15 protein-coding genes are annotated in these 18,904 nt (G+C 61.6%); 10 read left to right on the top strand and 5 right to left on the bottom strand.

All coding sequences use genetic code 11. The features are described 5' to 3' along the window. Positions 1-24: 24 nt before the first annotated feature. Positions 25-1,041, bottom strand: a complete 1,017-nt coding sequence (locus tag BV034_RS01715; RefSeq protein WP_038160763.1) for an AAA family ATPase — start codon at positions 1,039-1,041, stop codon at positions 25-27. A 351-nt stretch (positions 1,042-1,392) separates the two neighbouring features. On the opposite strand from BV034_RS01715, the gene BV034_RS01710 reads away from it, so the two are divergent. The 6 genes from BV034_RS01710 (at position 1,393) to mazG (ending at position 6,281) form a co-directional block, all read left to right on the top strand. Beyond that, positions 1,393-2,037: a hypothetical protein gene (locus BV034_RS01710; protein WP_265592516.1), complete on the top strand. Its 645-nt coding sequence runs from the start codon at positions 1,393-1,395 to the stop codon at positions 2,035-2,037. Continuing rightward, positions 2,034-2,873: a hypothetical protein gene (locus tag BV034_RS01705; protein WP_265592515.1), complete on the top strand. Its 840-nt coding sequence runs from the start codon at positions 2,034-2,036 to the stop codon at positions 2,871-2,873. The genes BV034_RS01710 and BV034_RS01705 overlap by 4 nt, the downstream gene beginning before the upstream one ends. Beyond that, the gene (locus tag BV034_RS01700; protein WP_050023495.1) at positions 2,870-3,655 is read left to right on the top strand and encodes a hypothetical protein; all 786 of its coding nucleotides are present in this window, start codon (positions 2,870-2,872) and stop codon (positions 3,653-3,655) included. The genes BV034_RS01705 and BV034_RS01700 overlap by 4 nt, the downstream gene beginning before the upstream one ends. Before the next feature lie 163 nt (positions 3,656-3,818). Beyond that, positions 3,819-4,598 (top strand): hypothetical protein, encoded by a 780-nt coding sequence (locus BV034_RS01695; RefSeq protein WP_050023493.1) that lies wholly within the window; start codon positions 3,819-3,821, stop codon positions 4,596-4,598. Between the two features lie 7 nt (positions 4,599-4,605). Further along, positions 4,606-5,397, top strand: a complete 792-nt coding sequence (locus BV034_RS01690) for a hypothetical protein (protein ID WP_050023491.1) — start codon at positions 4,606-4,608, stop codon at positions 5,395-5,397. A 53-nt stretch (positions 5,398-5,450) separates the two neighbouring features. Further along, positions 5,451-6,281, top strand: coding sequence for a nucleoside triphosphate pyrophosphohydrolase (gene mazG / locus BV034_RS01685; RefSeq protein WP_063768647.1), 831 nt, complete (start codon positions 5,451-5,453; stop codon positions 6,279-6,281). Positions 6,282-6,283: 2 nt separating this feature from the next. On the opposite strand, the gene BV034_RS01680 is transcribed toward mazG, so the two are convergent. The 3 genes from BV034_RS01680 to BV034_RS01670 all read right to left on the bottom strand — a co-directional run bounded on the left by BV034_RS01680 (position 6,284) and on the right by BV034_RS01670 (position 10,119). Further along, the gene (locus BV034_RS01680; RefSeq protein WP_063768646.1) at positions 6,284-7,162 is read right to left on the bottom strand and encodes a hypothetical protein; all 879 of its coding nucleotides are present in this window, start codon (positions 7,160-7,162) and stop codon (positions 6,284-6,286) included. 488 nt (positions 7,163-7,650) lie between these two features. Further along, entirely contained in the window at positions 7,651-9,318 is a 1,668-nt protein-coding gene (locus BV034_RS01675) for a TIGR03790 family protein (protein WP_081887516.1), read from the bottom strand. 15 nt (positions 9,319-9,333) lie between these two features. After that, positions 9,334-10,119 carry an MBL fold metallo-hydrolase gene (locus BV034_RS01670; RefSeq protein WP_050023485.1) on the bottom strand — a complete coding sequence of 262 codons (786 nt, stop codon included), beginning with the start codon at positions 10,117-10,119 and terminating at the stop codon, positions 9,334-9,336. Positions 10,120-10,182: 63 nt separating this feature from the next. Here BV034_RS01670 and BV034_RS35535 point away from each other — a divergent pair, with 63 nt between their 5' ends. Continuing rightward, on the top strand, positions 10,183-10,623 hold the full coding sequence (locus BV034_RS35535) for a hypothetical protein (protein WP_265592514.1): 441 nt from the start codon (positions 10,183-10,185) through the stop codon (positions 10,621-10,623). 54 nt (positions 10,624-10,677) lie between these two features. On the opposite strand, the gene BV034_RS01665 is transcribed toward BV034_RS35535, so the two are convergent. Then, positions 10,678-11,148 carry a c-type cytochrome gene (locus BV034_RS01665; RefSeq protein WP_050023483.1) on the bottom strand — a complete coding sequence of 157 codons (471 nt, stop codon included), beginning with the start codon at positions 11,146-11,148 and terminating at the stop codon, positions 10,678-10,680. Between the two features lie 264 nt (positions 11,149-11,412). On the opposite strand from BV034_RS01665, the gene acs reads away from it, so the two are divergent. From acs to BV034_RS01650, 3 genes are all read left to right on the top strand, one after another. After that, on the top strand, positions 11,413-13,368 hold the full coding sequence (gene acs / locus BV034_RS01660; RefSeq protein ID WP_050023482.1) for an acetate--CoA ligase: 1,956 nt from the start codon (positions 11,413-11,415) through the stop codon (positions 13,366-13,368). Between the two features lie 284 nt (positions 13,369-13,652). Beyond that, the gene (locus tag BV034_RS01655) at positions 13,653-15,830 is read left to right on the top strand and encodes a RecQ family ATP-dependent DNA helicase (protein ID WP_050023481.1); all 2,178 of its coding nucleotides are present in this window, start codon (positions 13,653-13,655) and stop codon (positions 15,828-15,830) included. A 249-nt stretch (positions 15,831-16,079) separates the two neighbouring features. Next, positions 16,080-18,770, top strand: coding sequence for a DEAD/DEAH box helicase (locus tag BV034_RS01650; protein ID WP_081887515.1), 2,691 nt, complete (start codon positions 16,080-16,082; stop codon positions 18,768-18,770). Positions 18,771-18,904: the final 134 nt, after the last annotated feature.

The raw sequence follows: 18,904 nt of genomic DNA, 5'->3' as shown, positions 1-18,904 counted from the left end.
GAATTCTAGGCTATGGCACCCAGTTCACGCCGCCTTGCTGAGCTCATCCACGAGCCGCTTGGTAAGGTCCCGGCTGGTCACCCCTTCTGACTCGGCGGTAAAGGTGGTCATCACCCGGTGACGCAGCACAGGATCGGCCACCTCGGTCACATCTTCCAGGCGCACCATGTAGCTGCCCTGGAGCGCGGCGCGAGCCTTGGCCCCCAGAATGAGGTACTGCACGGCGCGCGGACCTGCCCCCCAGCTCACCAGCGGCTTCAGCCAAGAGGGAGCTTCCCCACCGTTCGGCCGGGTGCGGCGCACCAGATCCACGGCGAACTCATAGACATGATCCGGCACGGGCACACGGCGCACCAGATCCTGGAAAGCCAGCACCTTGGGTCCGTCCAGCACATGCTCCAGCCTCGGCAGGGTCAGGCCAGTGGTGCTGCGCGCGATCGCGACTTCCTCCTCCCGGGAGGGGTAGTCCACGCCGATCATGAACATGAAGCGGTCCAGCTGCGCCTCGGGCAGCGGGTAGGTGCCCTCCTGCTCGATGGGGTTCTGCGTCGCCAGCACGAAGAAGGGAGAGTCCAGCGTGTAGGTGCGCCCCGCCACGGTCACGCGATGCTCCTGCATGGCCTCCAGCATGGCAGCCTGCGTCTTGGAAGGCGCGCGGTTGATCTCATCCGCCAGCACGATGTTCGCGAACACCGGACCCTTGGCGAACTCGAAGCTGCGCTTTCCTCCCGGCAGCTCCTGGAGGATGTCGGTGCCCGTGATGTCCATGGGCATGAGGTCCGGCGTGAACTGGATGCGGCTGAAGGAAAGGGACATCGTCTCCGCCAGCCGGCTGATGAGGAGCGTCTTGGCCAGACCCGGCACCCCCATGAGCAAAGCGTGACCACGGGCAAAGAGACAGATGGCCAACTGCTCGACCACCTTCTGCTGACCGACGATGATTTTTTTCAACTCGTTGCAGAGGCGGACATACACCTCGCGAAGTTCATCAATGGCGGCGACATCGTCCTTGGGCAGCGGAGAGGAGGCTGGATCTGGCATGGTCGTGACAGGGGAGGCAGAAAGGAAAACTTATTAACACCTGATCCCCACCGCGCTGGCAATGAGAATCACCGGTCGATGGGGATAAAATTTGTCCAGATGGGTGTAGCACACCCTCACGGTTAGGACGGGAACTGACCCCTCTTTATTGGAACTGTTCGACGTTTTTTAGAAAAATTCCGCCATGGCCGTCCGGCGGGTTGTTCGATGAAGGCTTGTCATCGCCCCGGCGGTTCTGGTAGCCTGAATTTTGTGAAACCCCCAAACTTTCGGTCCCGGCGGTCCGCCGGGGCCTTGATGATTATTGCCCTGATGTCTGGGCTGACCTGTCCCGCCACCTCGTGGGCTGGGATGCCCTCCTTCCAGCTGACGGATCTCGCCGCTGCCCGGCTGGACGTGATTTCCTTCTTCCTGATGACCTATCTGGTCCTCACGTTGCTCTTCAAGGTCATTTGGAACAGCCTGGCCAAAGACTTCAAGTGGATGCCACCCCTCACCTACAAGCGGGCTCTCGGCCTGATGGTGGTTTGCGGCATGTTCCTCTATGTGGTCCTCACCATGATCTCCGGCGCCCGGGAGCTCATGACCCCCGGGGCCTGGCAGAAGGAAGGGCTGACCTACCGCATCACTGAGCCGGAGAAACAGGCCAAGCCATGGATCGACTCCGCCCGCCGCCAGTCCATGGAGCGTCTGCGCACGGCCCTCTTTGAATACGCCAAATCCCACAACGGAGAATTTCCTCCCCATGTGGAGGCCGAGGACTTCCCCCGGGAACTGTGGCGCGGCATCGATCCCGCCCGCACCCCCTACGGATACTACCCGGGTCGCAAGGCAGAGCAGGGCGACCTGATCGTTGCCTTTGAGCCCTATGTGTACGGCTCCCGCCGGTACGTCCTGCTCTCCAGCGGGGAGATCATCAACCTCCCCCTGACGGAACTGGCCGACCGGGCGAGGAAAGAACTGGAGAACTTCGCACAACAGGTGGCACGGCCGTGAAAACGATCCGTTTTCCAAGGGTGGTCGGTTGGCTGCGGATCATGCTGGTGGGATTGTTTGGGATCGTGGTGTTTCAACCCCTTTTCCCCTGGCTTGACCTGTTGCTATCCACCTGCATCCGGCTTGCCATCGGCTGGATCGTGTTCCTGGCGAATACGGCTCCGAGGGTCCAGATGAACCCCCTCCTCATTTTCAACGGCCTCTTGGCGGTTGCCCTCGGGACCTGGATTTTACACTGGGTGCTGAAGTTCGTGAGCCGACACCTTCGGGAAAGCCCTGGACACTGGCGCTTGAAATGGACCCTGGCCGGACCCGTCATGCTAGCGATGCTCTTTGGCATCTGTGTCACCGCGACCGGCATCGTCACCCATACGATTAGGTTATTTCAAGAACCCATTCGGCACCTTTCAATCCTGGAACCTGAGGCCCGGGACAAACAAAATGCAAAGATTCTCCGTGCTCTTTCGAAAGTGTCTGTTCCCTATCGTCTTGAAAGAGGAAACACTGAAAAATGGTCGGAGATGTTCAAATCGTTGCCAGAAGATGCCGAAGACCTGGCGTGGCGGGCCGTTGTTTTGACGGCCACAAATCTTGATGTTCCTGAGGTCTGGACTTGTCTCGGCGAAATTGATGAATCAGTCGACACCGACATACCGATCATCTGCGCACCCCGTGCCTATTCCAAAAGAGGACGCATCGTCGCCTTTGCCGACGGGAGGCCAAGGTTTTGCACCCCGCAGGAGTACGACGAGGCCATCGCGCGCTGGCATGCAGCAAAGGCAAAGCTGAGCGGGCATTCTAAACAGGATCCAAATAAAGGAGGCGGCGCTCCATGAATCACAAAAGCTGCCTGATCCCGGCGCTGCTGTTCTTCGGGGCGCTATTCATCCTGGATGCCCTGTTCGCCACCGACCTCCTGAAGGGGCTCTTCACCATCGGTTTTCACCTGCTCCTGGGCAGCATCATGCATGCCGTGGCGTCGTTTCCTTATGCCTTTGGCTCTGTCAGCCATGCCCTGTGGACCTTGGGCATCTTGGTGGGCGCATTCCTTGGGCTGCATGGGCTGATGATTCTATTGAGTAGGAAAGGCGCCCGCTGGCAACTCCCTCAGAGCGCCAGGGTCTTCGCACTGGCCCTCCTTCTTCTGGGCGGAGGGGCGGCCGCCATGCAAGCGGCCCGCACGGCGGTTCTTCTGACCACGCAGGATGAAATTCTAGTCTCCGGACGAGACCATGTATCCAAGTCCATCAGCAACGGGCGGCAGCTTGTAACGGCCATGCGAATCTACGCATCGGAACACGACGGCAAATATCCCGATCAGCTTGAAGAACTCGTCGCCGCTGACATCCTGGAGCCCGAAAGTCTTGCCACCCTGAACTGGGTCTACATGTCAGGTGAAGTCCCGGCGCCATGGATCTTTCTGAGAGGGCTCCGGGATGACGCACCCGACAACGTTCCGATATTCGTGTCTCCGCTCCCCGTCACGGGAAAAAAATACCTCATCGCCTACAACGACTCCAGCGTCTCGCTGCAAAAGGTGGCAGAACGCGAGGCAGCGGCGCAACGCTGGCGGGAATACAGGGCACAGCGCGCCAACTTGGAAGGAGCCAAGCGGTGAACCGATGGGGTTGCACCTGCAAAAAGGAGGCGGGGATTCCATCCCCGCATAGTGCGCGCCTCCTGATGTTTCGTGATACAATGGCGGTGAATCGTCCTGCGGGCGTCCTCTCCCTCTGCGCCTCCGCGGGACAGGAAAGTACACTCAAAAGTGGGCGGCGCTCATGAAAGAATCCCTGCTGCACCGGATCTTCCAGTATGTCTGCGGCGGCCTGCTGGCGGCGGGGATGCTGCTGTTCATTCCTGGGGTGGTTGTGCCCCTGATTTTGTTTGTGATCCGGTTGCTGTTTGGGTGGACCCTCCACGCGGCCCAGGCAATCGCATCCATCGTTCCCACCTGGCAGGGATTCACGGCGGGCTCAGCAACACTTCTTGCGACCCTCGGAGCATTGCACCTGTTGCTACGAATGTTCACCCGGCGGAGCGACGCGGGTACCCGCCCCTGGAAGCTGCGTTGGTCCGCCTCCATCATGAGCATGCTGCTCATTCTGTTTGCCACAACATGTGCCTCGGTGGGCATCCTGCACCACGCCGTGTGGCTCCTCAAAAACGACTGCTTCCGATCAAGAGTTGATCGGAACCTTTTGATGGCCAAGGTGGGTGGCAACCACCTCGCTCAACACCTGCGAGCTTACGCCGAAGCTCATGGCGGCAATTACCCTCCAAAGTTGCAAGATCTCGTGACGGCAGGGACGGTCGAACCCTCCGAATTCAACAGGTTGATCCAGGTGCAACCAGCAGGTGAGGTGCCTCAAACATGGATCTATTTGCCTGCAGGAGCCGCTTCAGACGCCGCTGACCTCCCACTGCTACTCTCGCCGACCCCAGTCTCGGGCAGTGTTCACATCATGATCACTCGCGACGGCAGTGCGTCTGAGATTAACCCTGCCGCCAGCGAGGCCGCTCTACAGCGCCGGCGGGAGGCTTCAGGTTCAACCCAATAACTTCACCATGCCCATTCTTGATCGCAAGTTCCTGGCTTGGGCGGGAGCCACGACTCTGGCCATCCTGGGTTGCTTCCTCTTTGCCCATCTCGCCCGGGGCCGGGCGCTTGAAATTCTGACGCGGTTGGCGACAGGCTGGATCCGCCATTTCAAAGAGACCGCGTCCCTGACCGCATGGGACGGGACCAGCATCGGTGTTGCGTTCCTCCTGTTGGTCGTGCTGCTGGTCGCCTGTCAGTGGATGGCGCTCGCTCGCTTGAAAGCGAAATGGGCCTGGCGCTGGACCTCTCAGTTCATGGCAGTGCTCTTTTTGATCACGGGTGCCGGAGGTGCCGCGGGGCTTGTCATTCACCATATCTCCTACTTCTTCCGGGAACCCATTTTTTACTTCGACGACATCTGGGACAGCACCCGCAACATCAGCAACGCCCGACAGCTCATCACCGCCCTGCGCATCTACGCCAGTGATCACAGTGGAGAATATCCCGAAACACTGGAAGACCTGGTCAAAGAAGAAATCCTGGATCCCGGAGAGCCCTTTGAGAAGCTCACCCATGGCATTATGCAGAAGCAGATGAAGATCCCCTGGATGGTGCTGGGGGGACTGAACGACAGCGCTCCCGGAGGGCTTCCGATTCTGGCCTCCCCCATCCCGCTGCACGGCAGCCGCTACGTGATGGGATACAATGACTCGTCAGTCGAGCTGGTCTCCCCGGAGAAATACCATGCTGCAATGGCCGCCTGGGAGGCCTGGCTGAAGGAGAACCACAAACCCCGCACCACCATTCCTCTACGATGATGGCACGAGCCAGAGGTTGACGGGGGGCGCATCACTCCCATGATGCTGGCACCATGAGCACCGTGCCGACCCCTGCCCCTGCCCCCACCGACGACGCCCTGGCTGACCTGCGTGCCGTCGTGCACCGACTGCGCGCCCCAGGCGGCTGCCCGTGGGACCAGGAACAAACTCACGAGACGCTCATCCCCCACCTCATCGAGGAGGCCTACGAGGTCGCGGAAGCCATTCGCAACGGCGACATGGCGCACTTGCGCGAGGAACTGGGTGATCTGCTGCTCCAGCCGGTGCTGCATGCCGAGATCGCCTCAGAAACCGGCGTGTTCGATCTGGACTCGATTGCCCGAGAACTCACCGAGAAGCTCATTCGCCGCCACCCTCATGTCTTTGGGGACACCACCGTGGACGGTTCCGCAGGGGTGCTCAAACAATGGGATGAGATCAAGAAACAGGAGAAGGGCGGCAGCGCCTCAGATCGCAAACCCCACCTGCATGGCGTCTCCCATGGACTGCCCGCACTGATGCGTGCGCAGAAGATCCAGAAGAAAGCCGCGAAGGTGGGCTTTGACTGGCCGGACTTCGAGCAAGTGGTGGCGAAGGTGCACGAGGAGGTTCAGGAAATTGCCGAAGCCGTGGCCCAGCAGGATCAGAAAGCCATCGAGGATGAAGTGGGTGACCTGCTCTACAGCGTGGTCAACGTGGCCAGGCGGCTGGGAGTGGATGCCGAGACGGCTCTGGCTGCGGCGACGGCCAAATTTGAACGACGGTTCGGTCGGGTTGAGGAAATCATCCTCGCCCAGGGCAAGACGCTGGAAGACAGCACCCTGGAGGAGATGGATGCCGTGTGGGAGGCCACCAAGCATCTACCGGCCTCCGCCCAGAGCTGAAGTCAGTCGCCTCCGCCTCCGCAACCGCCGCCTCCACAGCCACTGCTGCTGCAACCACTGGAGCCGCTGCCGCAGCCACTGCTGTCATGGCCTGAGCCGGAGTGGCCGTCATGATGGCTGTGACCGTGACTGCTGCCACAACCACCTCCCGCTCCGCTGGAACAACCTGATCCTACCGAGGAACATCCGCTCCCCCCTCTGCCACCACCACGGTGGTTTTTTACGGCGGTGCTGATCACGATCACCACCGCCACGCCAATGAAGAACAGCCAGAATATCTCTGCGCTCTTCACGGGGGCCATGTCGGCGGCATGGGGGGCCTCTTGCGCCAGTGTCAGAACCAGCCCCGTCACCGCCGCGGCGGCGGCTGCTGCTTTCCACAGTCGCGGCCGCCACAGGTTCTTGGAAATCACCCAATGGCTGCCGGTATCCACCCTGCGAAATCTCGCATGGGTATCAAATCGCGCCTCCGGCGGTGGCCACACCGCCACGGGAGGCGGGCTGTCAAAGGCCGCTTCGTAAGAAGCCAGGGTGCGGGCATACCAGTCCTGGTATTTCGCGTCCTCATTCGCTCCTCCCTTGGTCGGGCCATGATGCAGTGGTCGCCCCAGCACCTTGCCGCACAGATCATCCCAGTAGGACTCCGTGTACACCAGATGCAGGTGCCAGGCCTGGTCCACCTCGTCTGACGGCGTCACAGGATGCCCCGCACGCATGGCCAGCCAGAGGAATTTCTTGTACTCCACCACCACCTGCTCTGCGTAGGCGTGGTGCCATCCGTTTTCCCGGGCGAGTCTCTTGGTGAAACTCAGCTCGGCATTCGCTCCATCAAGCTCGAAAGCCTGGAGCGCCTGCCACAACGGGTCGTTGTATGCTATCATGCTCGCGACAAGCTTCCCTCATCACCCTCCCCGTCGTCAAGTGAGTTTTTTGACACATAAGGCGTGGAACATTCCATGACAGCTTGAATTCAACAATGGAAATTTCACGCCAACGGCGTGAGACAAAGTAGCCCAGGGTAAGATCGCGAAGCGGTCGCCACCCTGGGTTTCGATGATGAGGCGATGGAACTCCAACGGAGTTCAACAAACCGTCCAGATGGCGCAAAGACAGCCGTCCCGCTTGAGGCAACCAATCTCAGGGGGGATTGTTACGGTCTGTAGAACTCACTTCGGAGTTCGCATCTACCTTCCAGAGTACCCAGGGTGGCGGCTCGTGCCTCGCCTTACCCTGGGCTAGTTTGTTTGACGCCCTTGGCGTCACGCTCCTTCAAACCAACTGCGCGGACAGCTCCCACAATCGATGCAATCGGCCAATCACCGCCTTCATCATTCAGAATTCCTAATTCATCATTCCTAATTTTTAATTGCTATCCTCCTCCCATCTCCTTCTTGAGCACCGTCGCCGCCCCTAGGGCGGGCACGCCGGCATAGCGCTGGTCTTTGAGCATGCGCTTGATCATTTCCAGGCTGGCATCCGACTCCCCCTTGCGGCGGATGGCCTCACTCTCATACAGGGCACAGCGGAGCTGGTCACCGGGCGCATCCTGCCAGGCACCGGCATGCTGAAAGAAATCGGCCGACTCACGGTTGTTTCCTTCGACTGCGGAGAGCAGGCCCATGAGTTCGAGGAGATTCGCGCTGCGCTTCTCCTCGGCAGTCTTCAGCAGCTCACGGCGGAATTTCTTGGGGTCGCGCGGCAGGTAGCGCCCCACCAGACTGGCATAGAGCGCATAGTCGTGGTCGGGCGAGGCTGCATCTGGCATGACCCGTCGACGGGGAAACGGCCGGTAGAGCGGGTCCCCCACCACGACGTTCATCCAGGAGATGCCAGGCATGGACGACCATGCGGCCTCTCCAAGGGTGGCCCCGGAGAGCAGGCGCTCATTGAGATGATCAAAGTGAACCGTCAACGTCAGATAGGGCTCCCACACGTTGCCAAGAGCGGCAGCGGCCCCCTTCTCCAGCAACGGGCCGACCCAGGCCTCTGACTTGGTGCGCAGCACACTGGCGCTGAAGGAATGCAGGTGGCAGGCAATGGCCCCGGGCTTGAAGCGGAAGTTGGGCGAGGCGATGGCCCCGGTGATCTGGCTCGTGTACCAGCCAAAATACAATACGGTGTCAGGGAGCGGCCACTCATCCCGGAAGACCTCGCGATACCGATCCACCGCCACGGGCACACCAGCGCGCTGGTACATCTGCACGCACTTGGCGAGCCACTGCTCCCCCTCCTCGTAGCCGCCGTCCATGAGCGAGAAGTCCACCACCGCCCTCCCCCAAAGCCCGGTGCGCTCGGCATTCAGAGAGTCGTCGATCATGCGACGCACCGTGGCGTCATCGGCCGCGTCCAAGCGGCCCACCAGCAGCTGCCCCCGGGCCTCCGGACAATCGGCGAAACGCTGTCCCTTCTGATAGTACCGGTTTTCCAGGGGTCCCTTGATAGGCCGTTGCAACAGGCCCAGCGCAGCGATCTCGCTGTCCACACTGGCTTCATCCACCTCGCCAATGGCCGGTTCCCGGTTGTGGGGCACACGCTCCACGCGGATCGGCACGCCACGCATGAGCACCACCACACGAATGTCCTGCCGCACCACCTGGGGCACCTGGCCGTAGCGCTTGCCAGACGGGTCCACCAGGTCGCGCTTCTCCAGCGCCCACCACTTGTTCTCAATCAACCGCCGCAACAGGGGCTCCCGCACTGTGGACTCAAACTTTTCCCTTGAGATGGTTTCCTCGACCGGGCACTTCAGGCCAATCACACGGTCCGAGGAAATTTTTCGCTTCGAGGCATAGTACCTTGCCAGTTCCTCAGAACCCTCGAAGTCCTTGTTGTACACCACGATGGTCTCTGCCGCGGGATCCCAGCCGTCCGGTTCCAGCAGGGCATGCGGCGGGGACGGACTCTGAGCCGATGCGTCCTGACCAGGACCGAGGACGGTCATCAAGACTCCCAATCCCACTGCCCATAGCTGCAGACAACCCGCCCTGCGGTGCGGGAATCGCGGCAGGAAGGACAGGCGGCGGAGTCTCGGGTACATGGAAACGACTGCCCACTAGGGCCAGCTCAACTTCAGGCCATCGTAGGCGATGCGAACGTCCTCGGGCAACTTCTGTTCCTCCGGCGCGTGCAGAATCTCGCACTGGATGTGGGTGAACCAGGTCTGGCGCGGCCCCACCGCCGTACGGAACGCGAGAGCCTCCTCAAAATTCATGTGCGTGGGGTGGGGTGTATGGCGCAGGGCATCCACAATGAGGGTGTCCACGCCCTTCATCAGCTCCACCGTGCCCTCCAGCGGCTCCTTCATGTCGCTGAGGTAGGCACAGAGTTTGCGGCCCCCGCGGGAGAAGAGATAGCCCACCGTCTCCACCTTGCCGTGCTTGACTGGCAGAGGGGTGATCAGGGTCTCACCCAGGGAAAACGGACCGGTGACAGGATGCTCCTCCGGCTTGAGGTACCCGCGATAGCGGTTCTCGCCATTGAAAGCGTGCTCATACATCCGGCGGATGACCTGGAGACATGCCGGGGTGCCGTAGATTGGCATCACCGCGTCCTCCGGCACACAAAAGCGCCTCAGGTCATCGAACCCGGTGAGGTGGTCCATGTGCGGATGCGTGTAGAGCGCGGCATCCAGCTCCTTCAACTTCTCCCTCAGGCACTGCGTGCGAAAATCCGGTCCGGTATCCACCACATAGGTGCCCTCCGGCGTGCGCACGAGGATCGACGACCGCGAACGCTGATCGCGGGGGTCACTGCTCGTACAGGTCGCACAGTCACAGCCGATCATGGGGATCCCGACAGAGGTTCCGGTGCCAAGAAAGGTGATCTGAAGGGAGTCCATGAACGGGCGGGAGTGAGCAGGAAATGCAGCAGGAGTGTCAAAAGAAAGGCTGGAGGAACATCAATGAAAGCATTGAAGCTCGCACTTGCCATATCTTTGGCGCTAAACGTGGCCCTCGCCTGGTCACTCTGGCGAACGCCCCCGCCGACAACAGCCCCGCCGCCGCCATCCCTCTCGCTGGTGGAACCTGACACCACAACCCCACCGCAACTGCCTGAGGCCGAGAATCTTCTCGCTCCAATCCCCAGCCCCCCATGGCTGACTCCGGGCGAGGAAAGGTCTTGGAGTTTCGGTACGGACCTCTCCCCTGCGCCCGCAGGATCGCTGCTGCGACCCGTGCAGTTCACCCCTGAGCCGGCAGTGAGCCAGCCCTACGCGGCCCCGCTGCCGCCAAATCCCCACGCCGTCCCCCTTTGGGAACGCCGGGTGCCGTATCGTGAAGGGCAACTGGAACGGGGATTGTACCCCAATCTGAAAATGGAAGATCCGCCCACCCGGGATTAGGTGGTCCTGGCAGGCGGATCTGTCAGAGGGAAACTTCGAAGTGCCCGCCGTGCTCTACGCGGCGGGCTTCAGACTGCGCAGGTAGGCCACCACGGCCTCCGCTTCGTCGCGCTTCAGTCGGATCTGCGGCATGGGCGGCATCACCGGTGCTCCTGAGGGCCGCTTGCCCGTCATCATGAACTCCACGGCCACCTCGTCCGTAGGCAGAGTGGGCAGCCCGGCCAGAGGCGGGGCCACCGGAACAAACGGCATGGGGATGGTGGGCCTGAAGGGCAACTCGCTCCCCATGAGATAGCGGCTCTTGTCAAACTCGCCACTGGGCAGACGGGGCGCATGGCAGTCGGTGCACATCCCTACGGATTCCACCAGGTGTCGTCCGCGTTCCACCAACGCGGCGCGGTCAGAGGCTGCCAGGGCAGAAGGTGACCCCACAGACGTCTCCGCAGCGGGGCTCTGTTTGCTGCAGTGGGCCAGCGTCACGATGGCGCCGGAGGCCAGAGCGGCGATGACCAGCGTGTTTTTCATGTCGTTATGCATTTCGGGTGTTGTTTTGAAGAAGGGATTCACCCTCCTTTCCCATGAAGATGTGGCAGTCGCTCGTTTTGTGACATTTAACGATGCAATTGTCGCGCCACCCTCCCCGCTGAAAGGTTGCTCACCTACGTGCCGATTAACTTTCCCCCCAACCGTTTGGTTGACGTTTGCGCTTCTTTATTGACGCCAGCGCCCGCCCTTCCCATCATCAGCGCTTCCCTTTAGCCCCTTGCCAGTCATTCATATTTCAGATCCATGAGCACCGACTTTAAATCTGTCCTTGTCGAAAACCGTATCTTTGAACCCTCGGAAGAATTCAAGAGCAAAGCGCGGATCAGCAGCATGGAGGAGTACCAGAAGCTGTGGAAGGAGTCTGTGGATCAACCTGACGTGTTTTGGGCGCGCGAAGCCTCCGACCTCCAGTGGCAGCAGCCTTGGGAAAAGGTACTCGACTGGCAGGCCCCCTACGCCAAGTGGTTCGTCGGTGCCAAACTGAACGTCGCCGAGAACTGCGTGGACCGACACGTGGCCAATGGCCGCAAGGACAAGGTCGCCATCCTCTGGGAGGGTGAGCCCGGCGATTCCCGCAGCATCACCTATGGCGAGCTGCAGGTGGAAGTGGGCAAGTTTGCCAACGTGCTGAAGGCCCGTGGCGTGAAGACTGGCGACCGTGTGCTCATCTACATGCCCATGGTGCCAGAGGCAGCCATCGCCATGCTGGCCTGCGCTCGCATCGGCGCCGTGCACAACGTCGTTTTCGGCGGCTTCAGCTCCGAGAGCATCAAGGACCGCCTTCAGGACAGCGGCGCGACCGCCATCATCACGGCCGACGGCGGCTATCGTCGTGGCAAAGTAGTGGCATTGAAGGCCAATGTGGATGTGGCCCTCGCAGGCAACACCGCCGTGCAGTCCGTGATCGTCCTCCAGCGCACGAAGCACGACATCGCCATGCAGGCCGGCCGCGACGTGTGGTGGCATGATGAGGTGGCCAAGGCGGATGAAAACTGCCCGGCAGAGGGTTTCGACTCCGAGCACCCGCTCTTCATTCTCTACACCAGCGGCTCCACCGGGAAGCCCAAAGGCATCCTCCACACCAGTGGTGGTTACCTCGTGGGTACGTACCTGACCTGCAAATACATCTTCGACCTGCGCGAGGACGACATCTACTGGTGCACCGCGGACGTGGGCTGGATCACCGGCCACAGCTACATCGTGTACGGACCGCTGGCCAACGGAGCCACGGTGCTGATGTACGAGGGCGCTCCAGACACCCCACACCAGGGTCGTTTCTGGGAAATCATTGCGAAGTACAAGGCCACCATCCTCTACACAGCCCCCACCGCCATCCGCGCCTTCATCAAGTGGGGCGATGACTGGGTGAAGAAGCACGATCTGAGCAGCCTGCGCCTGCTGGGCAGCGTGGGTGAGCCCATCAACCCCGAGGCCTGGATGTGGTACCATGAAATGATCGGTGGCGGCCGCTGCCCGATCGTGGACACCTGGTGGCAGACGGAAACTGGCAGTATCCTCATCAGCCCGCTGCCGGGCGTGACGCCCACCAAACCGGGCACTGCCACCCTGCCATTCTTCGGCGTGGATGCGGCGATTCTGGACGAAGAAGGCCAGGAAGTGGGCCCGAACGAGGGCGGCAAGCTGGTCATCCGCAAGCCCTGGCCCTCCATGCTCCGCACCATCTATGGTGATGCTGAGCGCTACGAGTCCGCCTACTGGGGCACGTATGAAGGCATCTACCTGGCTGGCGACGGCGCCCGTCGGGATGAAGACGGCTATTTCTGGATCGTGGGCCGCCTTGATGACGTGCTGAACGTCTCTGGCCACCGCCTCGGCACTGCCGAAGTGGAAAGCGCCCTCGTCAGCCATGAGGCCGTCGCGGAAAGCGCCGTCGTGGGCCGCCCCGATGAGATCAAAGGCCAGGCTGTGGTGGCCTTCGTCACCGTGAAAGCTGGTGTGGAAGCGACCGACGCCCTTGCTGCCGAGCTGAAGAAGCACGTCAGCAACGTGATTGGCGCCATCGCCCGCCCGGACGACATCCGCTTCGCCGCAGCCCTGCCGAAGACTCGCTCCGGCAAGATCATGCGCCGCCTCCTCAAGGAGATCTGCTCCGGCGGCCAGGTGAAAGGTGACACCACCACCCTGGAAGACCTGAACGTCGTCGCCGCGCTGCAAGCCAGTGGCAAGGACGAAGACTGATCTGAAAGCGGTCGATCATTGATTGATTGATCAGAGCCGTCCGGTGCCCTCGCGCCGGGCGGCTTTTTTGTGGAGGAGTCCGGTTGTGCCAGCCGGATTTGGGAGCGAAGCGGGAGGGTGGAGGTGTTCGGGCTAGATAACCGCCTGCTACATCCGGGACAGGAATGTCCCTCCCTCCTTTCACCGACCAGCTCCGCTGGCCATGGTCTCCCATGCGTGAGCTCAAGTCTTGTGTCTGGAGTCTTCTAGTCTTGTGTCTCCCGCGAAGCGGGCCACATTACCTCGTGCTTGCTGAGACTGAAGACACCCCCATCCACGATGCCCGGGAGGCGCTGAAGCGCTACTTTGGCTTCCGTGCGTTCCTGGACGGCCAGGAGCAGGTGGTGGCCTCCGTGCTGGGCGGCCGGGACGTGATGATCATCATGCCCACCGGCGGGGGCAAGTCTCTCTGCTACCAGCTTCCCGCCATGGTTATGGACGGGGTGACGATCGTCGTGAGCCCGCTCATCGCGCTCATGAAGGATCAGGTGGATGCGCTGATCAATCGCGGCATCCCCGCCACGCTCATCAACAGCACCCTGAGTTTTGAGGAGCAGAAGGAGCGGATCCGCGGCCTGCGCAACAGCGAGTACAAGCTGGTGTACGTGGCCCCGGAGCGGTTCAGGAGCAACATGTTCATCAACGCTCTTCAGGACGTGAACATCGCCCTGTTTGCCGTGGATGAGGCGCACTGTCTCTCCCAGTGGGGGCATGATTTCCGCCCGGACTACATCCGTCTTGGGGAAGCTTTGGAGAAGCTGGGCCGCCCGCAGGTGCTGGCCCTCACCGCCACCGCCACCGCAGAGGTGCGGACGGACATCCTCAACACGCTCAAACTGCGTGACCCGTATCTGAGCGTCCGCGGTTTCTCACGGCCCAACCTCAGCCTGCACATCACGCCCACGGAGAAAGCCAAGCACAAGTACGACCGTCTCCGGGACATCGTAAGCCACTGGCAGACCGGCATCATCTACTGTGCCACGCGGAAGAAGGTGGAGGAGGTCGCCTCCCTGCTGGACGAATGGCGCATCCGGGCCGTCGCCTATCACGGCGGCATGGATGACAAGGAACGCGAGCACGCACAAAACCGCTTCCTTCAGCGTGAGGTGGCGGTGGCGGTGGCGACCAACGCCTTTGGCATGGGCATTGACCGCTCGGACGTACGGTTCGTGGTGCACTTTGAGGTCCCCGGCAGCGTCGAGGCCTACTATCAGGAAGCAGGGCGTGCGGGTCGCGATGGCGAGCCTTCACACTGTGAACTCTTCTTCAACTACGCGGATACCAAGACGCAGGACTTCTTCATCGATGGGAGCAACCCCACCTTTGAAACCATCCAGGATGTGTACGAGGCGCTCCTGAGCTGGGCGGACCACGCCCACGAGGTGATGGCCAGCATCGATGACATCACGGATCGCGCCGGAGCCAAGAACAGCATGGCCGTGGGCAGCGCCCTGAGCCATCTGGCGCGCCAGGGTTGGATTGAGCGCTTCGACATTCCTGGAAAACGGATCCGCGGCACCCGCATGCTCCGCCCGGACGTGCGCGCAAAGGATCTCACGCTGGACCGCAAGGCCATTCAAGAGAAGGAGCGGCGAGACCGCTCCAAGCTCAAGGCCATGGTGGAGATGTGTTACGCGGACAAGTGCCGCCAGCAGATGATCCTGGAATATTTCGGCGAACCCGATGCCAGCACCTGCGGCAACTGCGATGTGTGCAAGCGCGGCGGGGTGGGGGCCGTGGCCCGCATGGGCAGCAGCGAGGAGGTGGAGGTGCTGCGCAAGGCCCTGAGCGGCGTGGCCCGCATGAGCCGCAAGGAGGTGGACGGCACCTGGTCGCCCCGCTTTGGCAAGGGGCGCATCATTGCCATGCTGCTGGGCAGCAAGTCTCGCGAGGTGGTGGATGCCGGTCTCGATGAGCTCACCACATACGGCATGCTCAAGAACATGGGCAGCGCCGGGGTGCACCAGCTCTTCAAGGAGATGGAGAAAGCCGGGTTCATTGAAACGACTACGGAGGGCGAATACCCGCTGCTAAGGCTGACGACGAAGGGCAACGAGGTCATGCGCAAGGGAGGGGCCATCCGCCTCCAGTGGCCGGAGCTCCGCAAGCCGGTGGAGATGCTCAAGCGCGACTCCCGCTCCACTTATCTGCGTGAAGGTGCGAATGGGGGCGGTGGCGAAGAACTGGGCGTCAGCGAGTTGGGCTTTGACGAAAGCCTCTTTGACCGTCTGAAGAAGAAGCGCCAGGAGATCGCGCAAAGGGAGGGCGTGCCGCCCTTCATGATCTTCCACAACAACACCCTGGAGTTCCTGACGCGTCTCAAGCCGCGGAACATGGATGCCGCGCTGAAAATCCGTGGCATCGGCGAGGCGAAGGCCTCCCGGTGGTTGCCAGAGTTTCTCACGGTGATCAATGGACGGTGAGAGTTAGCGCATCCGCACCATCGTGATCCGCCGTCCCATCCGGGGACGGAACACTATGTTATTCACATATTCCGGCGGTTCCCGGCCTGATGACAGGCCTTCACCACCGGCTGATTTCCGGCGTCCCTCCGGGACATGGCGACCGACCTCGTTTCTTGACCAGTTCGCATCTTCTGGTTCCCATTTCCCCTTCATCCTCATCATAAATCTCTTCCGCCTTTCGCCATCACGGGCTATGGAACCCACCCCATGGATTTCCCGACCGTCTGGCAACAGCTCCTTTCCCGCGAATGGATGTGGACGTTCGGGCGCAATGCCATGGAAGGCGCGCAACTGGCCAAACAAGGCCGGGTGAAAGTGCGCGCGGCCGAGTTGCTGGGCGAACAGGAACTGGAGATCACGGCTTTCGTCACCGACAACCGGCTGACGCAGTTTGAAACGACCGTCACGCTTCAATTCAAGGACGCACGCCGACTCAGCATCATGAGTCGCTGCCTCTGCCCCGCAGGTGCGTATTGCAAGCACGCCGCGGCGCTACTCGTGCAGGCGACAGATCGCAAGCTTCAGGACGAAATCGAAGAGCGTGTCACCGCTCCGCCTCCCCCGCCGCCTGTGGCCAAAGCCGCTGCCATCGCCAAGGCAAAACTGCCGGTGCATCTGCTGGAGGCAGGCCGGCCTGAGCCCGTGCTGGTGTTGCGCCGCATCGACGCCTCTCTGCCCAAGGACGCGAAGTCCTCGAAACTGCTGCGGCTGCCGGTGGCCGATCCCATGGTCACCTACCCGGGCTGCCCTGAGCGGCTGCTGCTCACGGTGAGATCCTCTCAACATGAGTGGGAGGCGGATGGCAAGCTCCAGCGCCTGGAGCGCGATCTGGAGCTGGAGCGCTCCTTCCTGCGCGATGTCATGCTGCTGGGCCTCATCCCCTTCATGGAGGCGCATCCCGGCGTCGTCACCAGCGCACCGCTCAATCACCTTGCCGTTTCTCAAGGTTATGAGCTGGAATTCTGGAAGGGCTTTCGTCAGGAGGAATCCAAGCACCTGCAGCAACGCGGGTGGCGCATCGAGTCCTCCAGTGACTTCGGCTACGACGTCGTCGAGCTCCATGAGCACCACTGGGTGACGGGACTTCGCCCCGAACCGGGCAACGGCCTGGTGTACTCCCTCGAGATGGGCGTCGAAATCGACGGGAAGCGCGTCTCGCTCATCCCGATCCTCGCCGAGGCCGTGCAAAAGGGCCTCACCGTGCAGGAAGTTTCCGAGAACCCGGACACCCCTTTCCTGTTCCTCGTACCCGAGCTGGGAGACCGCCTCATCTCCCTGCCGGGCAAACGGCTGCTGCCCATCCTGAGTGTCCTCCACGAACTCTTCACGCCTGGGGCGAAGAAGAAGGACAAGATCAAGGTGGACCGTCTGCGCGCGGCGCAGCTGGGTCGTGAGCAGGGCATGGCCCTGCAGATGCCCACGGAGATCGCCAAGCTGGGCGAGAAGCTGGCCAACTTCACCAGCCTGCCCGTCGTCACGCCACCAAACGGCTTGCAAGCCACCTTGCGTCCCTACCAGCTGGAAGGGCTGGGGTGGCTCCAGTTTCTGCGCGAGTACGGATTGCACGGCATCCTGGCGGATGACATGGGCCTGGGCAAGACCCTGCAAACCATCGCCCACCTGCTGACAGAGGTGGAAGCCGGCCGGGCTGACCGGCCAAGCCTGATCCTGGCCCCCACCAGCGTGATCCGGAACTGGGTGGCGGAGGCCAAGAAGTTCGCCCCTGCGATGAAGGTGCTCATCCTGCACGGCGAAAACCGGAAGGAGCGCTTCCCGTTCATCAAGAACTACCACGTAGTTGTTACCTCTTACCCGCTGCTCATCCGCGACATTGAGCGGCTGCAGAAGTTTGAGTGGCATGTGGTCGTGCTGGACGAGGCCCACGGCATCAAGAACGCCCGGGCCAAGGCCGCCCAGGCCGCCCGAGCGCTCAATGCCCGCCACCGCCTCTGTTTGACCGGCACGCCGATGGAAAACCACCTGGGCGAGCTCTGGAGCCTCTTCCACTTCCTCATGCCCGGCTACCTGGGCGAGCAGGACGCGTTCAAGGCTTATTTCCGTAATCCCATCGAGAAGAAACAGGATCCCACGGCCCAACAACGGCTCACCGCACGGCTGCAGCCGGTGCTGCTGCGCCGCACGAAAGACGCCGTGGCCAAGGACCTGCCTCCCAAGACGGAGCTGATCAATGCCGTGGAGCTGGACAAGGCGCAGGCGGATCTCTACGAGACCATCCGCGCCACGGTGGACAAGCGCGTGCGCGAGGCCATCGCAGACCAGGGCATCGAGAAGAGCCAGCTCATCGTGCTGGACGCCCTCCTCAAGCTCCGCCAGGTCTGCTGCCATCCGTCCTTGCTCAAGACGGAAAGTGCCAAAAAGGTCGAGACCTCTGCGAAGACCGAGTACCTCATGGATGAGATGCTCCCGGAGCTCATCGAGGAAGGCCGGCGCATCCTCATCTTCTCCCAGTTCACCAGCATGCTCGACATCCTGGAGCGCATGCTCAAAGAGCGCGGCATTCGCTATGTGAAGCTCACTGGCTCCACGGAGGATCGCATGAAGCCCGTGGAACAGTTCCAAAACGGCGACATGCCGGTGTTCCTCATCAGCCTCAAGGCCGGTGGCGTGGGCATCACGCTTACGGCTGCAGACACCGTGATCCACTATGACCCCTGGTGGAACCCGGCCATTGAAGCCCAGGCCACCGACCGTGCGTATCGCATCGGGCAAAAGAAGCCCGTGTTCGTCCACAAGCTCATCTGCCAGGGCACCATTGAGGAGCGCATTGTGGAGATGCAACGTCGCAAGTCCGCCCTCATCAACGGGCTGCTCACTGGCAACACCGATGCCTCCAGGCTCACGCAGGAAGATGTGCGTGAGCTGCTGGCACCGTTGTAGGACTGTCAGTAAGGATCTGCCAGAAGGGTTCTCCCAGGGCTCGTTGGCGAGGCATTCTGGCCTGAAAGGCCCGGAGAACCCAGCCCAAGGGCGAAGGCCAGATGCCGGAGGCATCTCAGCCCTTAGCCGGGGGT

It is taken from the genome of Verrucomicrobium sp. BvORR034, assembly GCF_000739635.1.
Lineage (GTDB): Bacteria > Verrucomicrobiota > Verrucomicrobiia > Verrucomicrobiales > Verrucomicrobiaceae > Verrucomicrobium.
Note: the sequence above shows the minus strand (reverse complement) of the source record. Positions and strands in the feature narration are given on the sequence as shown.